Below are 21,886 nucleotides of genomic sequence, written 5' to 3' on the forward strand. Positions count from 1 at the left end.
CTGATAAGGAGACGACATGGAAAACGGGGAAAAAATGACACTTGAAAAATTTGAAGAAGCTTACGAAGATGTAAAAAAAGTTACTTTGGAGACAAAGCTTATCTACAGTGATTACTGGAGCAATTCTACAGGTAACAAGGTATATTTGAAACCTGAAAATCTTCAGAGAACAGGGGCGTACAAAGTAAGAGGCGCTTATTACAAGATTACAACTCTTTCTGATGATGAGAGAAAGAAAGGTCTTATTACTGCATCTGCAGGTAACCATGCGCAGGGCGTTGCGTATGCTGCAAAGCGTTATGGCGTTAAGGCAACAATTGTAATGCCTACATCAACTCCACTTATCAAGGTGAACAGAACAAAAGCTCTTGGAGCTGAAGTTGTTCTTCATGGCAATGTGTATGATGAAGCTTATGAGCATGCTAAAAAGCTTGCTGAAGAAAAAGGTTATACAATGGTTCACCCATTTGATGATCTTGATGTTGCAACCGGACAGGGAACCATAGCAATGGAAATAATCAAGGAGCTTCCAACCGTTGATTATATTCTTGTTCCAATCGGTGGCGGCGGACTGGCTACAGGAGTTTCAACTCTTGCAAAACTCCTTAATCCCAAGATCAAAGTTATAGGTGTTGAGCCATCCGGTGCTAATTGTATGCAGGAATCTATGAAGGCGGGGCATGTTGTTACACTGCCTACAGTTAATACTATTGCGGATGGAACAGCTGTTAAGACACCGGGCGAAAATATATTCCCATATCTTAGCAAGAATATTGATGAGATAATCACTGTTCCTGATGAGGATCTTGTTGTAGCATTCCTTGATATGGTTGAGAACCATAAAATGGTAGTAGAGAATTCAGGACTTCTTTCTGTTGCGGCTCTTAAGCAGCTTGATGTGAAGGATAAGAAGATTGCCTGCGTTTTATCTGGCGGCAATATGGATATTATTACAATGTCTTCTGTTGTACAGCAGGGACTTATTATGAGAGACAGAATTTTTACTGTTTCTGTTCTTCTTCCTGATAAGCCGGGAGAACTCTCAAGAGTTTCAGGTGTAATTGCTGAAGTAAAAGGCAATGTAATAAAGCTTGAACATAACCAGTTTGTTTCCATTAACCGAAATGCAGCTGTTGAGCTCAGAATCACTCTTGAAGCTTTCGGAAGCGAACACAAACAGCAGATCATTGATGCACTCAATGATAATGGATATAAACCAAGAATTGTAAGGACAAATATTTAAGTAATGAATAGGATAAGATCAAAGAAATTAAGAAGAGTAGCGGAGTATATTCTAATCACAATCGGAGCAATAATATATGGAGCAGCAACAAGTCTTTTAGTTGATCCTAATAATATAGCTCCCGGAGGATTAACAGGTCTTGCCATCGTGCTTAACAGAGTGGTGCCGATGGGTACTGGTTTATGGTTTTTGATCATGAATATACCTATTCTGATCCTTTCTATCTGGAAATTCGGTATTAGGTTCACTATTTCAACCATCTATGCAACTGCCGTGATTTCCTGGGTTACGGATATCTGTACTAACTTCTTTTCGGGATACATAATTTATGATGTATTCCTTGGGGCATCCTTTGGTAGCGCAGCCCTTGGTATTGCAATCGGCCTGATTTTTAAATGTCATGCCACAACTGGCGGTACCGATGTTATAATTAAATTATTAAGGATCAAGTATCCGCATATCAAAACTGGAGTGCTATACCTTTTAACAGATATTGTAGTACTTCTTATAGCGGGTATAGTATTTGGTGACTTTGCAGCTTCTTTATATTCATTTATGTCGGTTATGGTTACATCTTATGTTCTTGACCTTGTTTTGTACGGTAGAGATGAAGCTAAACTTATTTATATTATTTCTGACAGGGTTGATGATATAACCAAAAGGCTTCTTGAAGAGCTGGATATCGGTGTTACACATGTATTTGCAAAAGGGGCATACAGCGGGGAAGATAAAAAAGTTATAATGTGTGCCATAAAGAAGAGGCTTTCGCCTCTAGCTGAGGATATAGTAAGAGATGAGGATCCTAATGCGTTTATGATCATCTCTAGTGCAAGTGAGATTTATGGCGAAGGCTATAAAAGTTATTTTGACGAGAGAATTTAAGTATGAATAGTTCATCTGGGGAATTACGTGAGAAAAGGGGTGTCAGGAACACTCATAATATTATATCAATCATATTCTTGAGCCTTGTGGCGCTTTTGGCGCTATCTTTTAGTATTGCACTTTTGATTAAAAATGCGATGCTTAAAAGAGAGGAAGAGGCAGTAAGGAGTGAACTGGAAGCTCTGAACAATGAGGGATATTACACTGAGGTTGAGACACAGATTCTTGTTGATGAGGCTAAAAAAGTTGCTGCCGATGAAACTGAGAAATCAATTAAAAGTACTATACAGAGAAAACTTGAGGCCGGAGAAGGTACTACTTCAACAATAAGATCTCTTTTTCCTGAACAATTGGTTGTTGCCAGTGATGGCAGGTATTACTTTTTCCCTATTACAGATGAGATTGAGCATCATCCCTTTGACGAAGATGACTTTGAATTTGATGAAAAAGGATATCTGCAATATGTTGGTGATGATGAAACGATTAAGACCAAAACCGGTGTTGATGTATCAAGATTTCAGGGCGACATCGATTGGGATAAAGTTGCTGATGCGGGCATCGATTTTGCTATTATCAGGACAGGATTTAGAGGTACTACAGAAGGAAAACTTCTTCAGGATGATTATTTTGAAAATAACATAAAGGGTGCTACAAAAAATGGCATTGATGTAGGGGTTTATTTCTATTCACAGGCCTTGAATGAAACTGAAGCTCTTGAAGAAGTGCAGATGATGCTTGATATGATTGAACCATACGATATAAAATATCCTGTTGTGATAGATATTGAATCTGCAGACTCAGATTCTGCCAGGACTGTGAATCTTTCAAGTGATTCTTATGAAGAGGTCGCTAAGGTTTTTTGTGAGGCTGTTAAAAAAGCAGGCTATAAGCCCATGATTTATGGAAATGTAAAATCATTTACACTCCTCATGGATGCAATAGATGTTGATGACTACGATATTTGGATTGCTTATTACGGAACACCTTTGTATTATCCGTATCATTTTGATATGTGGCAGTATACATCCAGCGGAAGTGTGGATGGAATTACCGGTAACGTTGATTTGAATATTTGCATAACTGATTATTGATTCTATGGATACAAAAGATTACGAACAGAAGGGTTATCTAAACGAGGACTATAAGTTTTTTCATATCTGCGATAATGAGAATATAGATATTCCATTTCATTATCATGATTTTGACAAGCTTATTTTGATACTAAATGGAAATGTGAAATATATTATTGAAGGGCGAGAGTATGAACTTTTGCCCTTTGATTTTGTGCTTGTAAACAGGTTTGATATTCATAAGCCTGTTTATGAGGCTGATAATGGGCAGAAGGAATATGACAGGATAATACTATATCTTAATCATGAATTTCTTGAAAAGTATGGACTTTTAGATGCTTTTCATAAGACAAAAGAAATAGAGAGTTATGTTGTCAGGTTTCCTGCAAATATTAGTACAAAGATATATGATGGCTTTGTAAAAATTGAAAATGATTTAAAGGTAGAAAATGAAGAATATGCCGGTAAGCTTTCTACAAGGATTGATGTTTTGAGCTCTTTGATTGAGTTTAACAAGGCCTGCATATCAGAAGAACTTGGCTTTACTCAGGAAGCACGCTATAACAGAAAAGTTATTGATATCATTGAGTACATCAACAAAAACCTTTCAAAAGATCTTACAATTGAGAGACTCGCTGATCATTTCTATATGAGTAAATATCATATGATGCGTGTGTTTAAGCAGGAAACAGGGTATTCAGTTCATCAATATGTTTCTGAAAAGAGAATCCTTTATGCAAGGACTCTTATAATGTCAGGAACTCCGGCAACAAGTGCCTGTCTTGAAGCGGGCTTTAAAGATTATTCATCCTTTAGCAGAGCTTTTAAATTACAACTTGGGATCTTGCCTTCTGAAGTGAAAATATAGGTGTCAAGAAAAAATACTTGACACCTATACTCTTTTTATATATTATAAACATTGTTGATTTTTAGGAAGAGGTATATCATGGAGAAAATCGTAGAACAGGGTCTTCTATATGATTTTTATGGCGAGCTTTTGACTGATCATCAGAGACAGGTTTATGAAGCTGCTGTATATGATGATATGTCACTTACCGAGATCGCTGATGAGCATGGTATCAGTAAGCAGGGAGTACATGACCTTATCAAGAGATGTACCAGGACATTGCAGGGATATGAGGATAAGCTTCACATGATACGAAGATTTGAAGCTATCAAAGAGAGTGCTAAAGAGCTAAAAAATGTTTCTGATAATTACGGAGATATGTCAGATGATGAACTTCGAAAGAGGCTTGGCAGTATATCCGACAGAATTTTAGAGGAGCTTAGTAACTAATGGCTTTTGAGAGTCTTACCGATAAATTGCAGGATGCCTTTAAAGGGCTCCGCAGCAAGGGAACATTAACTGAAGATGACGTTAAGGCAGCTTTAAAAGAAGTTAAAATGGCTCTTTTAGAGGCAGATGTTAATTTCAAAGTTGTTAAACAGTTTGTTTCATCTGTTCAGGAAAGAGCTGTTGGAGAGGAAGTTTTAAACGGTCTTAATCCTGCCCAGATGGTAGTCAAGATTGTTAATGAAGAGATGACTAAGCTTATGGGGTCTGAAACCACAGAGCTTATGCTTCAGGATAGCAAGTATATAACTGTTATCATGATGTGCGGCCTTCAGGGTGCAGGTAAAACAACTACTGCTGCAAAACTTGCCGGAAAACTTAAAGGTAAAAGGAAACCTTTGCTTGTAGCCTGCGATATATACAGGCCTGCTGCTATTGATCAGTTAGAGGTTAATGCTAAAAAGCAGGAAGTTGATTTCTTTTCAATGGGCACTGATGTAAGCTCTGTTAAAATTGCTAAATCCGCAATGGACTATGCAAAAGAACATGGTCATAATGTTGTGATTTTAGATACAGCCGGTCGTCTTCAGATTGATGAAGCGATGATGAAAGAGCTAAGAGACATAAAGGATGCTGTTACAGTGCATCATACGCTTTTGGTTGTTGATGCCATGACTGGTCAGGAAGCGGTTAACGTTGCTGAACAGTTTAACGAAAAAGTTGGCATCAATGGAATCATTCTTTCTAAGATGGATGGTGACTCTAGAGGTGGTGCAGCTCTTTCGACCAAGGCAGTTACTGGAAAACCTATACTTTTCGTTGGTATGGGTGAGAAGTTATCTGACCTCGAACAGTTTTATCCGGATCGAATGGCAAGCCGTATCCTTGGAATGGGAGATGTGCTAAGTCTTATCGATAAGGCAGTTGAAGCAAACGCAGAGCGTGATGCTGAGAAAGACCGTGAGATGGTCTCCAAGATGAAGAAGGGCAAGATTGACTTCGAAATGTATCTTGAGAGCATGAAACAGATGCGTAACATGGGAGGACTTGCTTCCATAATGGGGATGCTCCCGGGAATGGGTAAGATCAGTGATGATCAGCTCCCTGATGAAAAACAGCTCGCAAGGATTGAAGCAATTGTCCTTTCAATGACTCCTGAAGAACGAAGAAATCCAAAGCTTATGAGTCCACAGAGGAAGTTTAGGATTGCAAAGGGCTCAGGTAATGACATTGCAGATGTAAACCGATTTATAAAGCAGTTTGAACAAATGCAGAAGATGATGAAGCAGATGCCTGGTCTTATGGGTGGAAAGAGAGGATTTGGTAAGTTTGGTAATCCTTTCGGAGGCTTCGGAGGCAAAAAGTTCTTTTGATATGTGATTCAGCAAATAGCTGGTTTATCCATATAAATACAATATTATTTATTTTTTATTCATTTACGGAGGAAATTTAAAATGGCAGTAAAGATCAGATTAAAGAGAATTGGTAAGAAGAAGGTTCCTTTCTACAGAATCATCGTTTCTGATTCAAAGTTCCCTGTACAGGGTAAGTTCATCGAGGAGATCGGAACATACGATCCTAACACAGATCCTAGCACAGTTAAGTTCAATGAAGAACTCACGAAGAAGTGGCTTTCAAATGGTGCACAGCCTACAGAATCTGTAGCAAAGCTTCTTAAGCAGGCTGGTATCAAGTAATAAAACTTGAATTATAAATTTTAATTACTTGTGCCGGAGGTTAATCAATGAAAGAGTTAGTTGAAGTAATCGCAAAATCGCTCGTTGATAATCCTGAAGAAGTCGTTGTGACTGAGAAGGCAGAGGGGCGTAATATTATGATCGAGCTTCATGTTGCACCTTCAGACATGGGCAAGGTAATTGGCAAACAGGGGCGTATTGCTAAAGCAATCAGAGCTGTTGTAAAGGCTGCTTCTACCAGAGAAAACCTTAAGGTAGACGTAGAAATAGTTTAAGCCAAATATATTGAGTCGAATTGGTGTTATTCCAGTTCGACTCAAATTTAAAATAAGCATTTTTGTTTATACTTTTAGTAGGATATAAGATGAATTTTCACATCATGACATTGTTTCCCGAAATGATTCAGGCATCTCTTTCTAACAGTATCACTGGAAGAGCTGAAAATAAGGGATATATTTCTTTTAATGCTGTAAATATAAGAGATTATTCTAATGATCTCAAACATCACAAGGTTGACGATTATACATATGGTGGCGGTGCTGGTATGCTTATGCAGGCACAGCCTATTTATGATTGTTTTATAGATATCAAGAACAAGATTATCGAAAGTGGCGGAAAGTCTCCAAGAGTCATTTATGTTACTCCTCAGGGATGCGTATTTGATCAGAAAAAAGCTCAGGAACTTTCAAAAGAGGATGATCTTGTTTTTTTATGCGGTCATTATGAAGGCGTTGATGAGAGAGTTTTAGAAGAGATTGTTACTGACTATATTTCAATCGGAGATTATGTCCTTACAGGTGGAGAACTTCCTGCAATGGTCATGATAGATGCAATCTCAAGGCTTGTTCCCGGTGTTCTAAATAATGATGAGTCTGCTCTTACAGAGAGCTTTCATAATAATCTTCTTGAGTATCCTCAGTATTCAAGGCCGGAGGAATGGATGGGGAAGAAAGTTCCTTCGATTCTTTTATCTGGAGATCACAAAAAGGTTGATAAATGGAGACTTGAGCAGTCTGTCATTAGGACAAAAGAAAGGCGCCCTGATCTTTATGAAAAATGGCTTGTAGAAAATCCGCCAAAGCCTGAAAAAAAGAAGAGAAAAAGACGTAAGACTACTGAAGATGCAATGCTTAATGAGATTGTTGCATATGATAGTAATGATGATTTAAAAGATGGAGAATGATATGACAGAAACATTTCAGGTTGGTGTGATAGCTTCTACACATGGTCTTTCTGGTGAAGTTAATGTATTTCCTACAACAGAAGACCCGAACAGATTTAAGAAACTAAAGAAAGTTACGCTTCATACTTTGAGAGGCGAAGAGATAGAGCTCGATGTTCAGAGTGCAAGATTTTTCAAGAAATTTGTCATTGTTAAATTTAAACAGTTTAACAATATTAACGAAGTTGAAAAATTCAAGGGATGCGAGCTTACTATAGAAAGAAAAGATGCTCTTAAATTGAATCCGGGAGAGTATTATTGCGCAGATCTTATTGGTCTTGATATAGTCGATGAGGATGGTAACGTTCTGGGGAGTGTAACGGATGTTATTCAGACAGGTGCAAATGATGTATATGAGATGAAAAGGGCAGATGGCGGCGAGAATGTTTATATTCCTGCTATAAAAGATTGTATAAAAGAAATAGATTTAACGAAAAAAAGAATTATTATACATGTTATGGATGGACTTATGTAAATCCTGATGACTTTTATTGTCAAATAAACTATAATTATATGTGTTAGTTTTTTACTAGGATTGTGAGGAAAAGTAATGGTTGATTATACAGAAGGTGCTGGGTACCAATATCATACACACGTAGCTCCGGGAGATGTCGGGAGATATGTTATTCTTACAGGAGATCCGGGACGTTGTGAATCTATTTCCAAATTGTTGGATAATCCCAAGTTTGTTGCGTACAATAGAGAATACAACTGCTACACAGGATATTTGGATGGAGAAAAGGTAAGTGTTATTTCCCATGGTATCGGTGGGGCTTCTACTGCAATTTGTATAGAAGAACTTGCAAAATGTGGTGCAGATACATTTATCAGAATGGGTACTTCAGGTGGAATGCAGGATGATGTAATTGGCGGAGATATAGTTATTGCATCTGGTGCTATAAGAGCTGAAGGTACATCTAAAGAGTATGCTCCAATTGAGTATCCTGCAGTTGCTTCCTTTGAAGTTGTAAATGCTTTAGTTGAAGGGGCCAAAAAAGTCGGGGCCAGTTATCATGTAGGCGTTGCTCAGTGCAAGGATTCTTTCTTTGGACAGCATGAGCCTGAAACGAAGCCTGTCGGACCTGAACTTTTGTATAAATGGGATGCTTGGATAAAATGTGGTGCTCTTTGTTCTGAAATGGAGAGCTCAACTCTGTTTATTGTAGGCAGTTATTTAAGACTTCGTACTGGTGCTGTTTTACTTGTTGTTGCAAACCAGGAGCGAGCTAAAAAAGGTCTTTCTAATCCTCAAGTACATGAAATGGATAAAGTGTATGGTACAACCATTGAGGCTATAAGAAGACTCATTGCTTCGGATAAGGCCTGAAAGGGGTTTATCATATATAGTTTTCATAAATCAAAAAATGGAGGAAGATTATGAAAAAGAAATTTTTAGCAGTACTTATGGCTGCAACAATGGTTTCTTCACTTGTAGCATGTGGTCAGACAGCTACTACAACAACAGAAACAACAGAGACAACTGAGGCTACTCAGGAAACACAGGCTACTGAAACAACTCAGGAGACAGCAACTGAGACAGCAGAAGCTGGAGACAAGATGATGATTGCTATGGTAACAGACTATGGCGATATCACAGACCAGTCTTTTAACCAGTCTACTTATGAGGCTTGTAAGGCATTTGCTGAAGCAAATAATGCTGAGTTTACTTACTACAAGCCAGAAGGCGATTCAACAGCTGAAAGAGTTGCTATGATCGATAAGGCTGTATCCGATGGTTACAATGTAATCGTAATGCCTGGATATGCATTTGCAGAGGCTATTAATGAGACAGCTGATATGTATCCGGATGTTAAGTTTGTTGCTCTTGATGTTTCTGAGTATGACCTTGAGGGTGAGGGATCTGATTTCAATTCAGAGACATATCCTAATGTATTCTCAGCAGTATATCAGGAAGAGCTTCCTGGATACATGGCTGGTTATGCTGCAGTAAAGATGGGCTATACACAGCTTGGTTTCCTTGGCGGTATGGCTGTTCCTGCTGTTATCCGTTATGGCTATGGCTTCGTTCAGGGTGCTGACGCTGCTGCAAAGGAGCTTGGTGCTGACGTTTCTATCAACTATGCATATGGTAACCAGTTCTACGGCGATTCAGATATCACAGCTGCTATGGATACATGGTATCAGGGCGGTACACAGGTAGTATTCGCTTGTGGTGGCGGTATCTTCACATCAGCTGGTGAGGCTGCAGGCAAGGTTGGCGGAAAAGTTATCGGTGTTGACGTTGACCAGTCAAAGACTATCGATGGAATGTTTGAAGCAGGTATGACTGTTACTTCAGCTATGAAGGGCCTTCAGGCTACAGTTAACACACTTCTTGCTGCTATCAGAGATGGTCAGTGGGATTCTTATGCCGGCAAGATTCTTAACCTTGGTCTTGTTTCTGGCGATGACACATCACTTAACTATGTTGGTCTTCCAGAAGATACAACAATTTGGACAGAATCTTTCACAGTTGATGATTACAAGAAGCTCGTTGCTGATATGGTAAGCGGCGCTGTAACAGTATCTAACGATACAACAGCAGCTGAGCCTACAGCAGAGAATGTAAAGATCAACTTCCAGGGCAATATTAAGTAATAATTACTTCAGTATGAAGTTCAGGGACCGGAAGCCTCAAAACTTTCGGTCTCTTTTTACCAGTCAAATGGTGATAAATATTGGTAGGAGGAAAAAGAAGGTGGCTTTAGAAAGCGCGTATGCTATTGAAATGCTGGGTATTACAAAGCGTTTCCCTGGAATAATTGCGAACGACAATGTTACTATTCAGCTTAAAAAAGGTGAAATACACGCTCTTTTAGGGGAAAATGGTGCTGGTAAGTCAACACTCATGAGCGTTTTGTTCGGCCTTTATCAGGCAGAAGAGGGGACAATTAAAAAGGATGGTAAGGTTGTTACTATCAACAATCCTAATGATGCCAATGACCTTGGAATAGGAATGGTTCATCAGCACTTCAAACTTGTTCAGTGCTTTACTGTTCTTGATAACATCATTCTTGGGGTGGAGACAACAAAACATGGATTCTTACAGAAAGATGTAGCAAGAAAGAGAATCTTGGAGCTTTCTGACAAATATGGTCTTAAGGTAGATCCTGATGCAAAGATTGAGGATATTACCGTAGGAATGCAGCAGAGAACTGAAATTCTTAAGATGCTCTACAGAGAGAATGATATTCTTATTTTTGATGAGCCTACAGCTGTTTTAACTCCTGCAGAAATTGATGAACTTATGCAGATCATGAGAAATCTTGCAAAAGAGGGTAAGTCAATTCTCTTTATTTCTCACAAGCTTGCTGAGATTATGTCTGTTGCAGACAGATGCACTGTACTTAGACGTGGTAAGTACATTGGAACTGTTAATATTGCTGACACTAATCAGGAAGAGCTCAGCCGTATGATGATCGGTAGAGATGTACAGCTTGTCGCAACCAAGGAAGATAAGACGCCGGGGGATGTTATTCTTCATGTTGAGAATATGACTGTACCATCCAAACTTCATCATAATAATGCGGTTAAGAATGTTTCTTTTGATGTCAGATCAGGGGAAATCGTATGTATAGCCGGGATTGACGGAAATGGGCAGACAGAGCTTGTTTATGGCTTGTCTGGGCTTGAAAATATTACTTCAGGTAAGATCACACTTTCCGGAAAAGACATTTCGCATGCATCTATCAGGGAGAGATCTCTTAGCGGAATGAGTCATATTCCTGAAGACCGACATAAACATGGTCTTGTTATGGACTATTCACTTGCCTATAACCTTGTGCTTCAGAGATATTTTGAACCTCAGTTTAGCTCAAAGGGATTTCTTAAAAAAGGTGAGATAAATAAATATGCTGAAAAGCTAATTGATCAGTATGATATCAGATCAGGTCAGGGGGCTCCTACAATTGCAAGGAGTATGTCAGGCGGCAACCAGCAGAAAGCTATTATTGCCAGAGAAATTGATAAAGACCCGGATCTTCTGATTGCAGTTCAGCCTACGAGAGGCCTTGATGTAGGAGCGATTGAATATATTCACAAACAGCTTATTGCCAGAAGAGACGAGGGACATGCAGTTCTTTTAGTTTCTCTTGAATTGGAAGAAGTTATGAGTATATCAGACAGAATTCTTGTTATGTATGAAGGCGAGATTGTAGGAGAGTTTGATCCGAAAAAGACGACTCCTGAAGAGCTTGGTCTATATATGGCAGGAGCTAAAAGAAAGGAGGCTGGAGCTTAAAATGGCTGGAAAGAACAATAAAATTGAAAAAGAAAGCTTTTTCTCAAAGCCGGCAGTCCAGTCTATAACTGCATCATTACTTTGTATAGTTATTGGACTATTGATAGGATATATAGCACTTCTTATCATCAACCCAGTTGGAGCTACAGAGGCTATTATTACAATTATTAAGAATTATTTTACATATCCATCCAAGGCTGCTGCTCTTAAATATCTTGGAAATACGCTTGTTAAGGCTGCACCACTTCTTATGTGCGCTTTATCAATTCAGTTCTGCTATCAGGCAGGCCTTTTCAATATTGGAGCTGCAGGTCAGTATGTGGCCGGAGCGGGTGCATCACTTTATTTTGCACTTGGTTTTGGACTTCCATGGTACGCATGTATTCTTGCAGCACTTGTTGCAGGCGGTGTTTTTGGAATTATCGTTGGTCTTTTGAAGGCTTATCTTAACGTTAATGAAGTTATTTCAGGAATTATGCTTAACTGGATTGGCTTATATACAGTTAATATGCTTCTTGGAGGCGTAAAAGAGGTTTCAAGTCCTTATACACTTTCACTTGCAAATACCAATCCTTCTGCTATTATTCCTTCACTCGGACTTGAAAAGCTCTTTTCAAACAATAAGTATGTTACAATTGCTATTCCTTTAGCGATTTTAATTGCAATTATACTTAAAGTTGTTTTGAGCATGACTGTATTTGGTTATGAAATAAAAGCAACAGGTATTGCAAAAGATGCTGCAAAGTACAGTGGAATGAAAGAGAAAAAGAATGTAATCCTTACGCTTTTCATTGGTGGTGGCCTTGCAGGTCTTGGGGCAGCGTTCCTTTTCCTTACAGGATATGAGCAGTGGTCTGTAACTCAGTCATCTGTTCCGGGAATGGGCTTTAATGGTATTGCAGCTACATTCCTTGGAGGTCTTGATCCTATAGGAACAATTTTTGCTTCATATTTTATTCAGCACATTACAAGTGGTGGTTCATATCTTGATAAAAATGTATATCCATCACAGATTTCAGATTTTATATCCTCAATAATTATCTACCTCTGCGGATTTGTTCTCTTCTTTAAGTTCTTCTTAAACAGCAGAATAAGAGCCAGCAAGGAAAAGAGAGAAGGAGGTAATAAATAATGGTATTACTTCTTCAATACACATTATTATTTTCATCAGTACTTATCCTGGTTGCTCTTGGTGGATGTTTTTCAGAGCATTCTGGTGTTATTAACCTTGGACTTGAAGGAATCATGGTAATGGGTGCCTTAGGTGGAGCGCTTACATTAAAAGTTATTTCACCTTCGCTTCCTGCTATAATTATTGTTATTGCAGTACTTTTGGCTTCAACCTTATGCGGAGTATTATACTCGGTGCTTTTGGCTTTTGCCTGTATCAATTTCAAGGCAGATCAGACACTTGTAGGAACGGCTCTTAACATGCTTGCTGCAGCTGCTGCAACAGTCATTGTTAAGACTATTAATATTGCTGAGAATCCTGATAATGTATCATCAACTGTTCAGTATGTAGCTTCTAAGAAGGCTCTTGTTGTTAATATTGGAAGCTTCCAGTTTAACTGGTTCATGCTTGTGGCTCTTATAGCTTTGATAGCAGCTTATGTTATTCTCTATAAGACAAGATTTGGATTAAGACTTATGGCCTGCGGTGAGCATCCTCAGGCTGCTGACAGTGTGGGAATCAATGTTTATAAAATGCGTTGGTCAGGTGTTCTTATTTCAGGAATGCTTGCAGGAATCGGTGGTATTGTTTATATCACAGCAGGAGTAAGTGAGTGGAAGTTTGAAAACGGTGTTGCCGGTTTCGGATTCCTTGCTCTAGCTGTTATGATTTTTGGACAGTGGAAGCCTCTTAATATTGGACTTGCAGCTTTGTTGTTCGGGTTCTTTAGAGCTCTTTCCAATGTTTATTCAGGATTTGATTTTTTGGCAGCGCTCAATATTCCGAGCTCTGTTTATAATATGATGCCTTATATCATTTCTCTTGCAGTACTTGCATTTACATCTGCTAACTCAAGAGCACCTAAGGCAGAAGGAATTCCTTATGATAAGGGATCAAGGTGATATATAGTATGAAAGAAACACAAATTAAAGAATTAATAGAAAAAGCTTTGGATATGAGAAATTTTTCTTATACTCCATATTCTCACTTCAACGTTGGAGCAGCGCTGTTAAGTGCGGATGATAGGATTTTTACGGGATGCAATATTGAAAATGCTTCTTATACGCCAACTAATTGTGCTGAGAGAACAGCTTTTTTTAAAGCAGTAAGTGAGGGAGTTCTCACATTTAAGGCAATAGCAATTGTGGGCGGTCCGGCAAATGCAACAGAACTTGAATATTGTCCTCCATGTGGAGTTTGCAGACAAGTAATGAGTGAGTTTTGTGATGATGATTTTATAGTTATTGTTGCAAAATCTACTGAGGAGTACAGGATGTATACATTAACTGAGATTCTCCCAGATAGATTTGGCCCATCAAATCTTATTAAAAAGTAAGTAAAATTACTGTTGATTTGAATCATTTTGTTGACGTATTAACATATTTTGTGTTATATTATAATACGTTGTGAAAATCAGACGGTCCTCTGTTATGATTAAGAGTCAGAATGTAGCTGATTCTGTAGGATTACATATTAAGAACGTCCATAGAATAGGAGAAAAGATATGAGTACAATTATCGAAGAGCTCGAGAAGGAGCAGCTTAATGCAAATGCACCTCAGTTCCACACTGGTGATACTGTAAGAGTACACGCTAAGATCAAAGAAGGAAACCGTGAAAGAGTACAGGTTTTTGAAGGAACTGTTAAGAAGATTCAGGGTGGTAGCAACCGCACAACATTCACAGTAAGAAAAGAGTCTTATGGTGTTGGCGTTGAGAAGACTTGGCCACTTCACTCACCTATCGTTGAGAAGGTTGAGGTTATCAGAAGAGGTAAGGTTAGAAGAGCTAAGCTTAACTACCTTAAGGGTCTCACAGGTAAGAAGGCAAAAGTTAAGGAACTTGTTACCAGATAAGTTGTTAGTTAAAAGGCAGTTACTTTTTAGTAATTGCCTTTTTCTTTACTTACAATCCATGCCAGATTGAGGATTAATATGTTCAGGAAGAAAAAAAGAAATCTTTATCTAAATCCTAAGAAAAAGATAATTACACCCAGAATGCTTCATGAGATCTTTTCGTGGCTCTTTGTAACAGTTATTGCGGTCTTTTTGGCATTTGTATTTGTAATGGCATTTGGAATGCAGGTTACAAATATTGGAGATTCTATGACACCGACCCTGGCAAATGGACAGGTGGTTTTGGTGAACAGACTTCAGTTTAAGATATTGCGACCTTCAATAGGAGATATCATAGCTTTTCTACCAAATGGCAATGCTAATTCTCATTACTATGTTAAAAGAGTTGTAGCAACTTCCGGTGACAAAGTTCAGATAATCGATGGATATTTATATGTAAACGGCGAAAAAACTGAAGATACTGATGAAATATATGATAAAATGGAAGATGCAGGGATTGCTGCCAATGAGATTAAGCTTGGAAGCGGAGAATATTTTGTCCTTGGCGATAACAGAAATAGTAGTGAAGACTCGAGAAGTGCCAATATTGGTATTGTTAAGACCAATATGATAATTGGCAAAGTTTGGTTTAAACTTGCTGGTAATGATAACAGCGGAGGTTTTATTTTAGAATGAATTTACAATGGTATCCTGGTCATATGACAAAAGCAATCAGGATGATGCAGGAAAACATTAAACTGATCGATATAATAATTGAAGTGGTAGACGCCAGGATTCCGGCGGCATCCAGAAACCCTGATATTGATGAACTTGGAAAAAACAAGTTCAGACTTATAGTTTTGAATAAGTCCGATCTGGCTGATAGTCTGGTGACAAAAAAGTGGAAAGAGTTCTATGAGAATCAGGGCTTATTTGTAATGGAGATGAACTCCAAGACAGGTAATGAAGCAGGTAAAGTTAAGGATCTGGTTCAGAAAGCTTGTGCCGAAAAGATTGAGAGAGATAAAAAGAGAGGAATTGTTGGCAGACCTATAAGAGCAATGGTCGCAGGAATTCCTAATGTTGGTAAGTCAACATTTATAAACAAGCTTGCCGGCAAGGCTTCTGCAAAAACCGGTAATAAGCCTGGTGTTACTAAAGGAAAACAGTGGATCACACTTAGTAAGAGCATGCAGCTTTTAGATACTCCCGGTATCCTGTGGCCTAAGTTTGAGGATGAACAGGTAGGGTTTAGGCTTGCACTTATCGGGTCTATGAATGATGAAAATCTTGATGTTGCAGAGCTTGCATGTGAACTGATCAAGAATCTTGAAAAGAATTATCCAGAAGCCATTTTTGAAAAATATAGTATTACTAAAGAGCAGCTTGCAGAGCTTGAAGAGGATCAGTATTCTACTCCGGCAAGCAGAGTTTTATCAGCAATTGCCATAAACAGAAAGTGTCTTCTTTCAGGTGGCAATCCGGATATCTCAAGAGCGGCAGCTCTTCTTTTAGATGATTTCAGAAATGGAAGACTTGGCAAAATATCTCTTGAAAGACCAAATGAACAATAAACTAAAATATGATGGGCGAATGTTATGAAGAAGTTTCTTAAAGAACTATTAAGCACAATAATTTATCTGGCAGTCATTTTTCTTTTGACATTTCTATTTATTACCTTTGTTATGCAAAGAACCGAGGTAAGTGGTCAATCGATGGAACCAACACTTCAGGACGGCGATTCGCTTCTTATTGAAAAGGTATCCTATAGATTCAATGATCCAAAAAGGTTTGATATCATAGTTTTTCCATATCAGTATGGCAATGACCAGTTTTTTATAAAAAGAATAATTGGTCTTCCTGGTGAGAGCATAAGGATTGATTATGATGGAAATATTTATGTTAATGGTGAGATCTTAAAAGAAGGCTATGGCGCCGAGATTATACTTGATCCGGGCAGGGCTGAGACGGAAGTTGTCCTTGGCGAAGACGAGTATTTCGTCATGGGTGATAACAGAAATCACAGCATGGATAGCAGGGATATTTCTGTTGGTAGTATCAATAAAGCTGATATTACGGGCAGAGCCTTCATTCGTATTTTTCCATTTTCTAAATTCGGGAGCATAAACTAATGGGTTCAATGACAGATATTAAGGCAGCGTTGCAACTTGCAGCAACAAGGGAAGAGTTTATTTCTTTTATTAATGAGTATTCATCTGATGAGAGGGCTGGCGTAAAAAAGCTCGTAGAATCAGCTGAAAAGAAATTAAAGGCTCTTGAAAAAGAAATAGCCCGAATAGAAGAAATGAAAAAATATGAGAAAGAATATGCTTATTTGGGGCCTATCTGCGGAATTGATGAAGTGGGAAGAGGGCCTTTGGCTGGGCCTGTATATACAGCAGCTGTAGTTCTTCCTCCTGATTGTGATATTTTGTATATTAATGATTCTAAGAAATTATCCGAAAAAAAGAGAGAAGAGCTTTATGATGTAATAATGGATAAGGCTCTTTCTGTCAGCATCGGATGTAATTCGCCTGAAAGAATCGATGAGATAAATATCTTAAATGCAACGAAAGAAGCTATGGTTTTTGCAGTGAAAAACCTTAAGGTAAAGCCGGCAACTCTTTTGATAGATGCAGTACACCTTGACGGGCTTGATGAATATAATCAGGTATCCATAATTAAGGGCGATGCAAAGAGTATCTCTATAGCTGCAGCCAGTATAGTGGCTAAGGTTACAAGGGACAGGATAATGAAAGAAGAAGCAAAAAAGTATCCTGAGTATTTCTTTGATTCCAATAAAGGCTATGGAAGTCAGGACCACATTGAAGCCCTAAAAAAATATGGTCCTTGTCCAATACACAGAAGGTCGTTTATAGGTAATTTCGTATGAGTGGTATTTCCAGCGTATCACAATCAAATCAGCCTATAGTTCTGAATGGTAGCAGCCTCCAAGTCCCACAGGGACAGGGAGAGGCTTTAAACCTGAAAAATGGTTCTGTCATTCAGGGAATGGTTATGTCTGTAAATGATACCACCGACGGAAAGATGGTTAGTATAAATGTATCCGGTTATGAGATTTCAGCTAAACTTCAGGATGGGATGGATCTTAAAGAAGGTCAAAGCCTGCAGTTTGCAGTAAAAGGTCTAAGTTCTAAGGCAGTTACCATTATGCCTCTTTATGAAAACACTACGGCTATTCAAAGCACTATTAAGGCTTTGACTGCTGCCGGACTTGAGACTACCCCTGAAAATGTTCAGATGGTAAAAGATATGATGGAAGCAGGACTTCCAATCGATAAAGCATCTTTGCAGGAAATGAGCAAGAATTTAAACTTGTTCTCTGATACATCGGTTTCAACTTTAGTTGAGATGAAAAGTCTGAATATTCCAATAAATGATAATAACATAAATGGTTTTGAGAGCTACAAAAGCTATGAACATCAGGTAGTAAATGAGATGGAGGATATTATGAACGCCCTTCCGGATACATTTAATATGCTGATGTCAGATGGAAAAGAGACGAAAGCCATGAATCTGTATGGCTCTGTATTAAAGCTTTTTGGCAAGGAAAATCCAACTGCTATACAGACTCAGGAAAGTCCAATGGCTTTGCAGACGCAGGAAAATCCAAGCTCTTTGCAGGGGCCGAAAAACCCAACAGTATTGCAAACAAATGAAAATCCAGTTGCGTTGCAGGAACAGGAAAATGCTGAGACATTGCAGGGAATGGTTAAAGAGGCAACGTCAAATAATAGTGCTATTGTTATGGGAGATGTGGTTTTCGAGAATGAAGCCTCTCTCAAAATGACGGATTCCGGTAAAGAAATCATTGATAACAGCGTACCTTCTGAACAAAATCTTTCGGTGGAGATAGATGTTTCTAAACAGAATAATTTAATTGAAAAAGAAACGGCAAGTATAAAGGGGAATATTTTCTCAAATGAATTTATTGATAATCTGAAAAATCTGGGTATTTCTGATGAGAGTATTAGCAAGCTATTAACATCTGATTCAAAAGAACTTTTAAATGAGCTGGCCAAAAGCTTTGAGGAAGCAGACCTTACCAATAGAGTAGAAAGTGCTGCCTGGAAAAAGCTCTTTGTAAGTGAAGAATATAATAGGATCATAAAAGAAAATATATCTGAACAATGGCTATTAAAGCCCTCAGAAGTTGAAGATAAGGAAAATATTCAAAATCTGTATCAAAGATTAAACAATCAGGTTAAGCATCTTGCAGAGACGGTCAATAATTCAGGATTATCTGATACGAAACTTGGGCAATCGCTTAATAACCTTTCTAATAACCTGGATTTTATGAATCAGTTAAATCATATATTCCAATATGTACAACTTCCACTTCAGATGGCAGGGCAGAATGTTCATGGAGATCTTTATGTATATAGAAACAAGAATAAGAGGATGAGTGAAGATGGATCGGTAAGTGCAGTTCTTCACCTTGATATGGATAATCTGGGGCCTATAGATGTTTATGTGAAAATGCTTGAGAAGAAAGTTACGACTAACTTCTATGTGTCAGATGATTCAATCTTGGATTTGATAAATGATAATATTCATATTTTGAATGAGAGACTGGAAAAACGTGGATATTCCATGAATGTAATTCTAAAACTCCAGGATGACATGGATGGAGAAGATGCTGCTGTTGATGAGATGTTTGAAGTCACAAAAACTCCAATATTATCGACTACGTCATTTGATGCGAGGGCATAATTATGTCTTATGAGAAAAAAGAAAAACCAAAAACTGCGGTGGCCCTTGCCTATGATCCAAATGAGGATGGAGCACCAAAAGTTATTGCTTCAGGTAAGGGAGTCCTTGCAGAGAAGATAATTGAGCAGGCAAAAGAAAACAAAATTCCTGTTCATGAAGATGATAAATTGGCTGAGACGCTTTCTAAACTTGAAATTGGGGAGATGATACCGCCTGAACTATATGAAGTTGTAGCTGAGATACTTGTTTTTGTTGATGCTATGGACAAAATAAAGGCTAAAGAACGCTCGAAAAAGTAGCATATTTATTTTTTAAGAAAAGGATATTTTATAGTAGTAGTGAATAAAAGAACGATGGGCTCATGGTATGAAGAACTTGCTTGCATGTACTTAAGGAGCCAAAACGCAAGGATTTTAAAAAGAAATTTCAGGGTAAGAAGTGGTGAGATAGATATTGTTGCTTTTGATGAAGGATATTACTGTTTTATAGAAGTTAAGTATAGAAAAGACAATAAATATGGCGGCCCTGAGGCCGCCGTTGGTTTGTCTAAACAAAAACAGATCTGTAATGTATCAAAATTCTATCTTTTATTGAATCACATTTCGGAAGATGTTCCTGTCAGATATGACTGCATAGCCATAAGCGGTGAACAGGGAATGGCAGAGATAAAATGGTATAAAAATGCATTTCAATATAGGCTATGACTTTTATACGCTGTATAGCCATATTTTATAAGGTGAAGTCTCGTTTTCGTACTGTCCGATAAGTTCTATTCCAAGCTCGTTAGCATTGCTGATTTCAATTCTTGAAAATATATATTTTCCATTTAAATTTTTAAAGGCATCTACATCAATAAGGAGTCTTTTATCATCTACATTTTTGGTCCTCAAAGGAGACCAGATAGAATCAACAGTACCGGAATAAATATAGGCTCTAGCTCCCCAGTCATCGTAATATTCTCTTGCGGAAAGAGATTCATCAAGTGCCGGTGCAATAATCTTCCTGAAGGAATCTTTGTAGGATTGGTAATAGTAGCTAAGACACCCATCAAGAGTTGATATGCCGCTGTATGATAAAACTGCAGGGTGAAAACCATAGGCAACAGAGTATTCGTTATCATAGTTTATGTCATTTTTTATCTCTTCAAATAAATCTGCTGAATAGAATTCTCCATAGGAGAGGGTTTCCGATTTGGCATGTTTTATCAATTGCCATGCGTTTACATAAATGGTGTTATAGAAATCATTGTACAAAGACTGGGTGCCAATTACAGACACCATAGTCAGAAGCATAATGGTAGCAGGAAGTTTTTTATAATGTTTGGCAAGCTTTATTGAAATGATGACTATTTCCAGATACCACAAAAAGGGATTAAAGAATACAGTTCTGTTAAACTGCCAGCCTTTTAATGGAGAAAAAATAGTCTCGAAAAGAGTTCTTATTGGTTCGCAGTAGTATAGACCATATACAATACAATTAAAGATAATAAAGTAAAGTACAAGATTAAAAGGATCTGTAAGAAGCTTTCTGTAGTTCTTATTTTTTATAAAAATAAAATTTATGACAAAAAATGAAATGATAACTATTGGCATAACAATGAATCTGTGAAGATCATCGCAGTGGAACATGTTTCTAATAAATACATTGTTTATTGTAGACAGAGTCTCGGAGAAGCTAAAGTTCTCAATGACCATTTCATCCCTGATTGTTGGTTCATTGCCGGCAAAAATCAGTAGAAATAGTCTGTATTCGATAAGAATGAATGAAATCGAAATAAGAATCATGCTTATGAGAAGTGGAACGTTTATTTTTTTATCTTTTATCAGTCTGTAGAGGAAATAGATAAAAATATAGCCTATAATAAATGGTCCAAAGAATGTGAAATAAGACAAAGTCGGATAAATGAAAAGAAGGATATTGTACTTGAGCTTATTTTTTTCCATTACTTTTCTTACGAGATAGATAAGCAGCGGAATAGACGCAAAGGCAAAAGAAAATGCGGGATAAAGTGGAAGAAGGCCATAGATAAAGCTTCCAAGTACAATAGCCCATTCATTTTTCTTGTAATTGGCTTTTAATATATCTTTTCCAAGTAGTATTCCGGAAAAAGTGGCAATGAAAATTTTTATAAAATATCCGATGACATAGGCTGTGAAATTAGGAAACAGCATATATAAAACAGCATACAAATAGAACTCTGAAAGGAGGAAGTTTCTATTAATTCCACCAAGCAAAGGTACAGTTACATTATGCGAAAAGAAAGCGTTATTTAGTTTTAGTATCTGGTAATCAGCGATGTGAATATCAAGATTATCGTGAACACCAATATATGTGTGATTTTTTCCTGCAATAACGAATGTTATAAGTTCGATAGCAGTAATAAGGATGACAATTCCCCAATACCAGTTTGATTTAATTTTTTTCATATTTTCCTCAATAAAAAACAGAATACAAAAATTAAGCATATTAAATATGCTAATTAAAGTATTCTGCTGCTTT

25 protein-coding genes are annotated in these 21,886 nt (G+C 37.7%); 24 read left to right on the forward strand and 1 reads right to left on the reverse strand.

Annotation, left to right across the window (positions count from 1 at the left end; all coding sequences use genetic code 11):
• Nucleotides 1-16 precede the first annotated feature (16 nt).
• The 24 genes from ilvA (at nucleotide 17) to BM146_RS08475 (ending at nucleotide 20,091) form a co-directional block, all read left to right on the forward strand.
• The gene (gene ilvA / locus BM146_RS08360) at nucleotides 17-1,243 is read left to right on the forward strand and encodes a threonine ammonia-lyase (RefSeq protein WP_074887181.1); all 1,227 of its coding nucleotides are present in this window, start codon (nucleotides 17-19) and stop codon (nucleotides 1,241-1,243) included.
• A gap of 3 nt (nucleotides 1,244-1,246) precedes the next feature.
• Nucleotides 1,247-2,125, forward strand: coding sequence for a YitT family protein (locus BM146_RS08365; RefSeq protein WP_074887184.1), 879 nt, complete (start codon nucleotides 1,247-1,249; stop codon nucleotides 2,123-2,125).
• A gap of 2 nt (nucleotides 2,126-2,127) precedes the next feature.
• Nucleotides 2,128-3,216, forward strand: coding sequence for a glycoside hydrolase family 25 protein (locus BM146_RS08370; protein ID WP_074887187.1), 1,089 nt, complete (start codon nucleotides 2,128-2,130; stop codon nucleotides 3,214-3,216).
• Nucleotides 3,217-3,220: 4 nt separating this feature from the next.
• Nucleotides 3,221-4,063, forward strand: a complete 843-nt coding sequence (locus BM146_RS08375; protein WP_074887192.1) for an AraC family transcriptional regulator — start codon at nucleotides 3,221-3,223, stop codon at nucleotides 4,061-4,063.
• 78 nt (nucleotides 4,064-4,141) lie between these two features.
• Entirely contained in the window at nucleotides 4,142-4,492 is a 351-nt protein-coding gene (gene ylxM, locus BM146_RS08380) for a YlxM family DNA-binding protein (RefSeq protein WP_074887195.1), read from the forward strand.
• Nucleotides 4,492-5,862: a signal recognition particle protein gene (gene ffh / locus BM146_RS08385; RefSeq protein WP_074887199.1), complete on the forward strand. Its 1,371-nt coding sequence runs from the start codon at nucleotides 4,492-4,494 to the stop codon at nucleotides 5,860-5,862. The genes ylxM and ffh overlap by 1 nt, the downstream gene beginning before the upstream one ends.
• 81 nt (nucleotides 5,863-5,943) lie before the next feature.
• Complete coding sequence (gene rpsP / locus BM146_RS08390; protein ID WP_074887202.1) at nucleotides 5,944-6,186, forward strand: 30S ribosomal protein S16; 243 nt, start codon at nucleotides 5,944-5,946, stop codon at nucleotides 6,184-6,186.
• 47 nt (nucleotides 6,187-6,233) lie between these two features.
• Entirely contained in the window at nucleotides 6,234-6,461 is a 228-nt protein-coding gene (locus BM146_RS08395; protein ID WP_022773567.1) for a KH domain-containing protein, read from the forward strand.
• A gap of 89 nt (nucleotides 6,462-6,550) precedes the next feature.
• Nucleotides 6,551-7,369, forward strand: coding sequence for a tRNA (guanosine(37)-N1)-methyltransferase TrmD (gene trmD, locus BM146_RS08400; protein WP_074887204.1), 819 nt, complete (start codon nucleotides 6,551-6,553; stop codon nucleotides 7,367-7,369).
• Between the two features lies 1 nt (nucleotide 7,370).
• Nucleotides 7,371-7,883: a ribosome maturation factor RimM gene (gene rimM / locus BM146_RS08405; protein WP_074887207.1), complete on the forward strand. Its 513-nt coding sequence runs from the start codon at nucleotides 7,371-7,373 to the stop codon at nucleotides 7,881-7,883.
• Between the two features lie 75 nt (nucleotides 7,884-7,958).
• Complete coding sequence (udp, locus tag BM146_RS08410; protein ID WP_074887210.1) at nucleotides 7,959-8,735, forward strand: uridine phosphorylase; 777 nt, start codon at nucleotides 7,959-7,961, stop codon at nucleotides 8,733-8,735.
• Between the two features lie 50 nt (nucleotides 8,736-8,785).
• Nucleotides 8,786-10,006 carry a BMP family lipoprotein gene (locus BM146_RS08415; protein ID WP_074887213.1) on the forward strand — a complete coding sequence of 407 codons (1,221 nt, stop codon included), beginning with the start codon at nucleotides 8,786-8,788 and terminating at the stop codon, nucleotides 10,004-10,006.
• Nucleotides 10,007-10,073: 67 nt separating this feature from the next.
• Entirely contained in the window at nucleotides 10,074-11,648 is a 1,575-nt protein-coding gene (locus tag BM146_RS08420; protein WP_334292725.1) for an ABC transporter ATP-binding protein, read from the forward strand.
• 1 nt (nucleotide 11,649) lies between these two features.
• Nucleotides 11,650-12,780: an ABC transporter permease gene (locus BM146_RS08425; protein ID WP_074887216.1), complete on the forward strand. Its 1,131-nt coding sequence runs from the start codon at nucleotides 11,650-11,652 to the stop codon at nucleotides 12,778-12,780.
• Entirely contained in the window at nucleotides 12,780-13,721 is a 942-nt protein-coding gene (locus BM146_RS08430) for an ABC transporter permease (RefSeq protein ID WP_074887219.1), read from the forward strand. The genes BM146_RS08425 and BM146_RS08430 overlap by 1 nt, the downstream gene beginning before the upstream one ends.
• Nucleotides 13,722-13,729: 8 nt before the next feature.
• Nucleotides 13,730-14,155 (forward strand): cytidine deaminase, encoded by a 426-nt coding sequence (locus BM146_RS08435; protein ID WP_074887222.1) that lies wholly within the window; start codon nucleotides 13,730-13,732, stop codon nucleotides 14,153-14,155.
• 168 nt (nucleotides 14,156-14,323) lie between these two features.
• Complete coding sequence (gene rplS / locus BM146_RS08440; RefSeq protein WP_013280946.1) at nucleotides 14,324-14,674, forward strand: 50S ribosomal protein L19; 351 nt, start codon at nucleotides 14,324-14,326, stop codon at nucleotides 14,672-14,674.
• A gap of 78 nt (nucleotides 14,675-14,752) precedes the next feature.
• Complete coding sequence (gene lepB, locus BM146_RS08445; protein WP_074887225.1) at nucleotides 14,753-15,349, forward strand: signal peptidase I; 597 nt, start codon at nucleotides 14,753-14,755, stop codon at nucleotides 15,347-15,349.
• Entirely contained in the window at nucleotides 15,346-16,227 is an 882-nt protein-coding gene (gene ylqF / locus BM146_RS08450) for a ribosome biogenesis GTPase YlqF (protein WP_074887230.1), read from the forward strand. Before lepB (BM146_RS08445) ends, ylqF begins: the two co-directional genes overlap by 4 nt.
• 24 nt (nucleotides 16,228-16,251) lie before the next feature.
• On the forward strand, nucleotides 16,252-16,785 hold the full coding sequence (gene lepB, locus BM146_RS08455; protein WP_074887233.1) for a signal peptidase I: 534 nt from the start codon (nucleotides 16,252-16,254) through the stop codon (nucleotides 16,783-16,785).
• Nucleotides 16,785-17,546 carry a ribonuclease HII gene (locus BM146_RS08460; RefSeq protein WP_074887237.1) on the forward strand — a complete coding sequence of 254 codons (762 nt, stop codon included), beginning with the start codon at nucleotides 16,785-16,787 and terminating at the stop codon, nucleotides 17,544-17,546. Before lepB (BM146_RS08455) ends, BM146_RS08460 begins: the two co-directional genes overlap by 1 nt.
• A complete protein-coding gene (locus tag BM146_RS08465) occupies nucleotides 17,543-19,387 on the forward strand; it encodes a flagellar hook-length control protein FliK (RefSeq protein ID WP_074887240.1) in 1,845 nt (614 codons plus the stop codon). The genes BM146_RS08460 and BM146_RS08465 overlap by 4 nt, the downstream gene beginning before the upstream one ends.
• 2 nt (nucleotides 19,388-19,389) lie before the next feature.
• Nucleotides 19,390-19,686, forward strand: coding sequence for an EscU/YscU/HrcU family type III secretion system export apparatus switch protein (locus BM146_RS08470; RefSeq protein WP_074887243.1), 297 nt, complete (start codon nucleotides 19,390-19,392; stop codon nucleotides 19,684-19,686).
• A gap of 39 nt (nucleotides 19,687-19,725) precedes the next feature.
• Complete coding sequence (locus BM146_RS08475) at nucleotides 19,726-20,091, forward strand: YraN family protein (RefSeq protein WP_074887247.1); 366 nt, start codon at nucleotides 19,726-19,728, stop codon at nucleotides 20,089-20,091.
• 3 nt (nucleotides 20,092-20,094) lie between these two features.
• On the opposite strand, the gene BM146_RS08480 is transcribed toward BM146_RS08475, so the two are convergent.
• Complete coding sequence (locus tag BM146_RS08480; RefSeq protein WP_074887251.1) at nucleotides 20,095-21,813, reverse strand: DUF6044 family protein; 1,719 nt, start codon at nucleotides 21,811-21,813, stop codon at nucleotides 20,095-20,097.
• Between the last annotated feature and the right edge of the window lie 73 nt (nucleotides 21,814-21,886).

The organism is Butyrivibrio proteoclasticus (assembly GCF_900115735.1).
GTDB lineage: Bacteria > Bacillota > Clostridia > Lachnospirales > Lachnospiraceae > Butyrivibrio > Butyrivibrio proteoclasticus_B.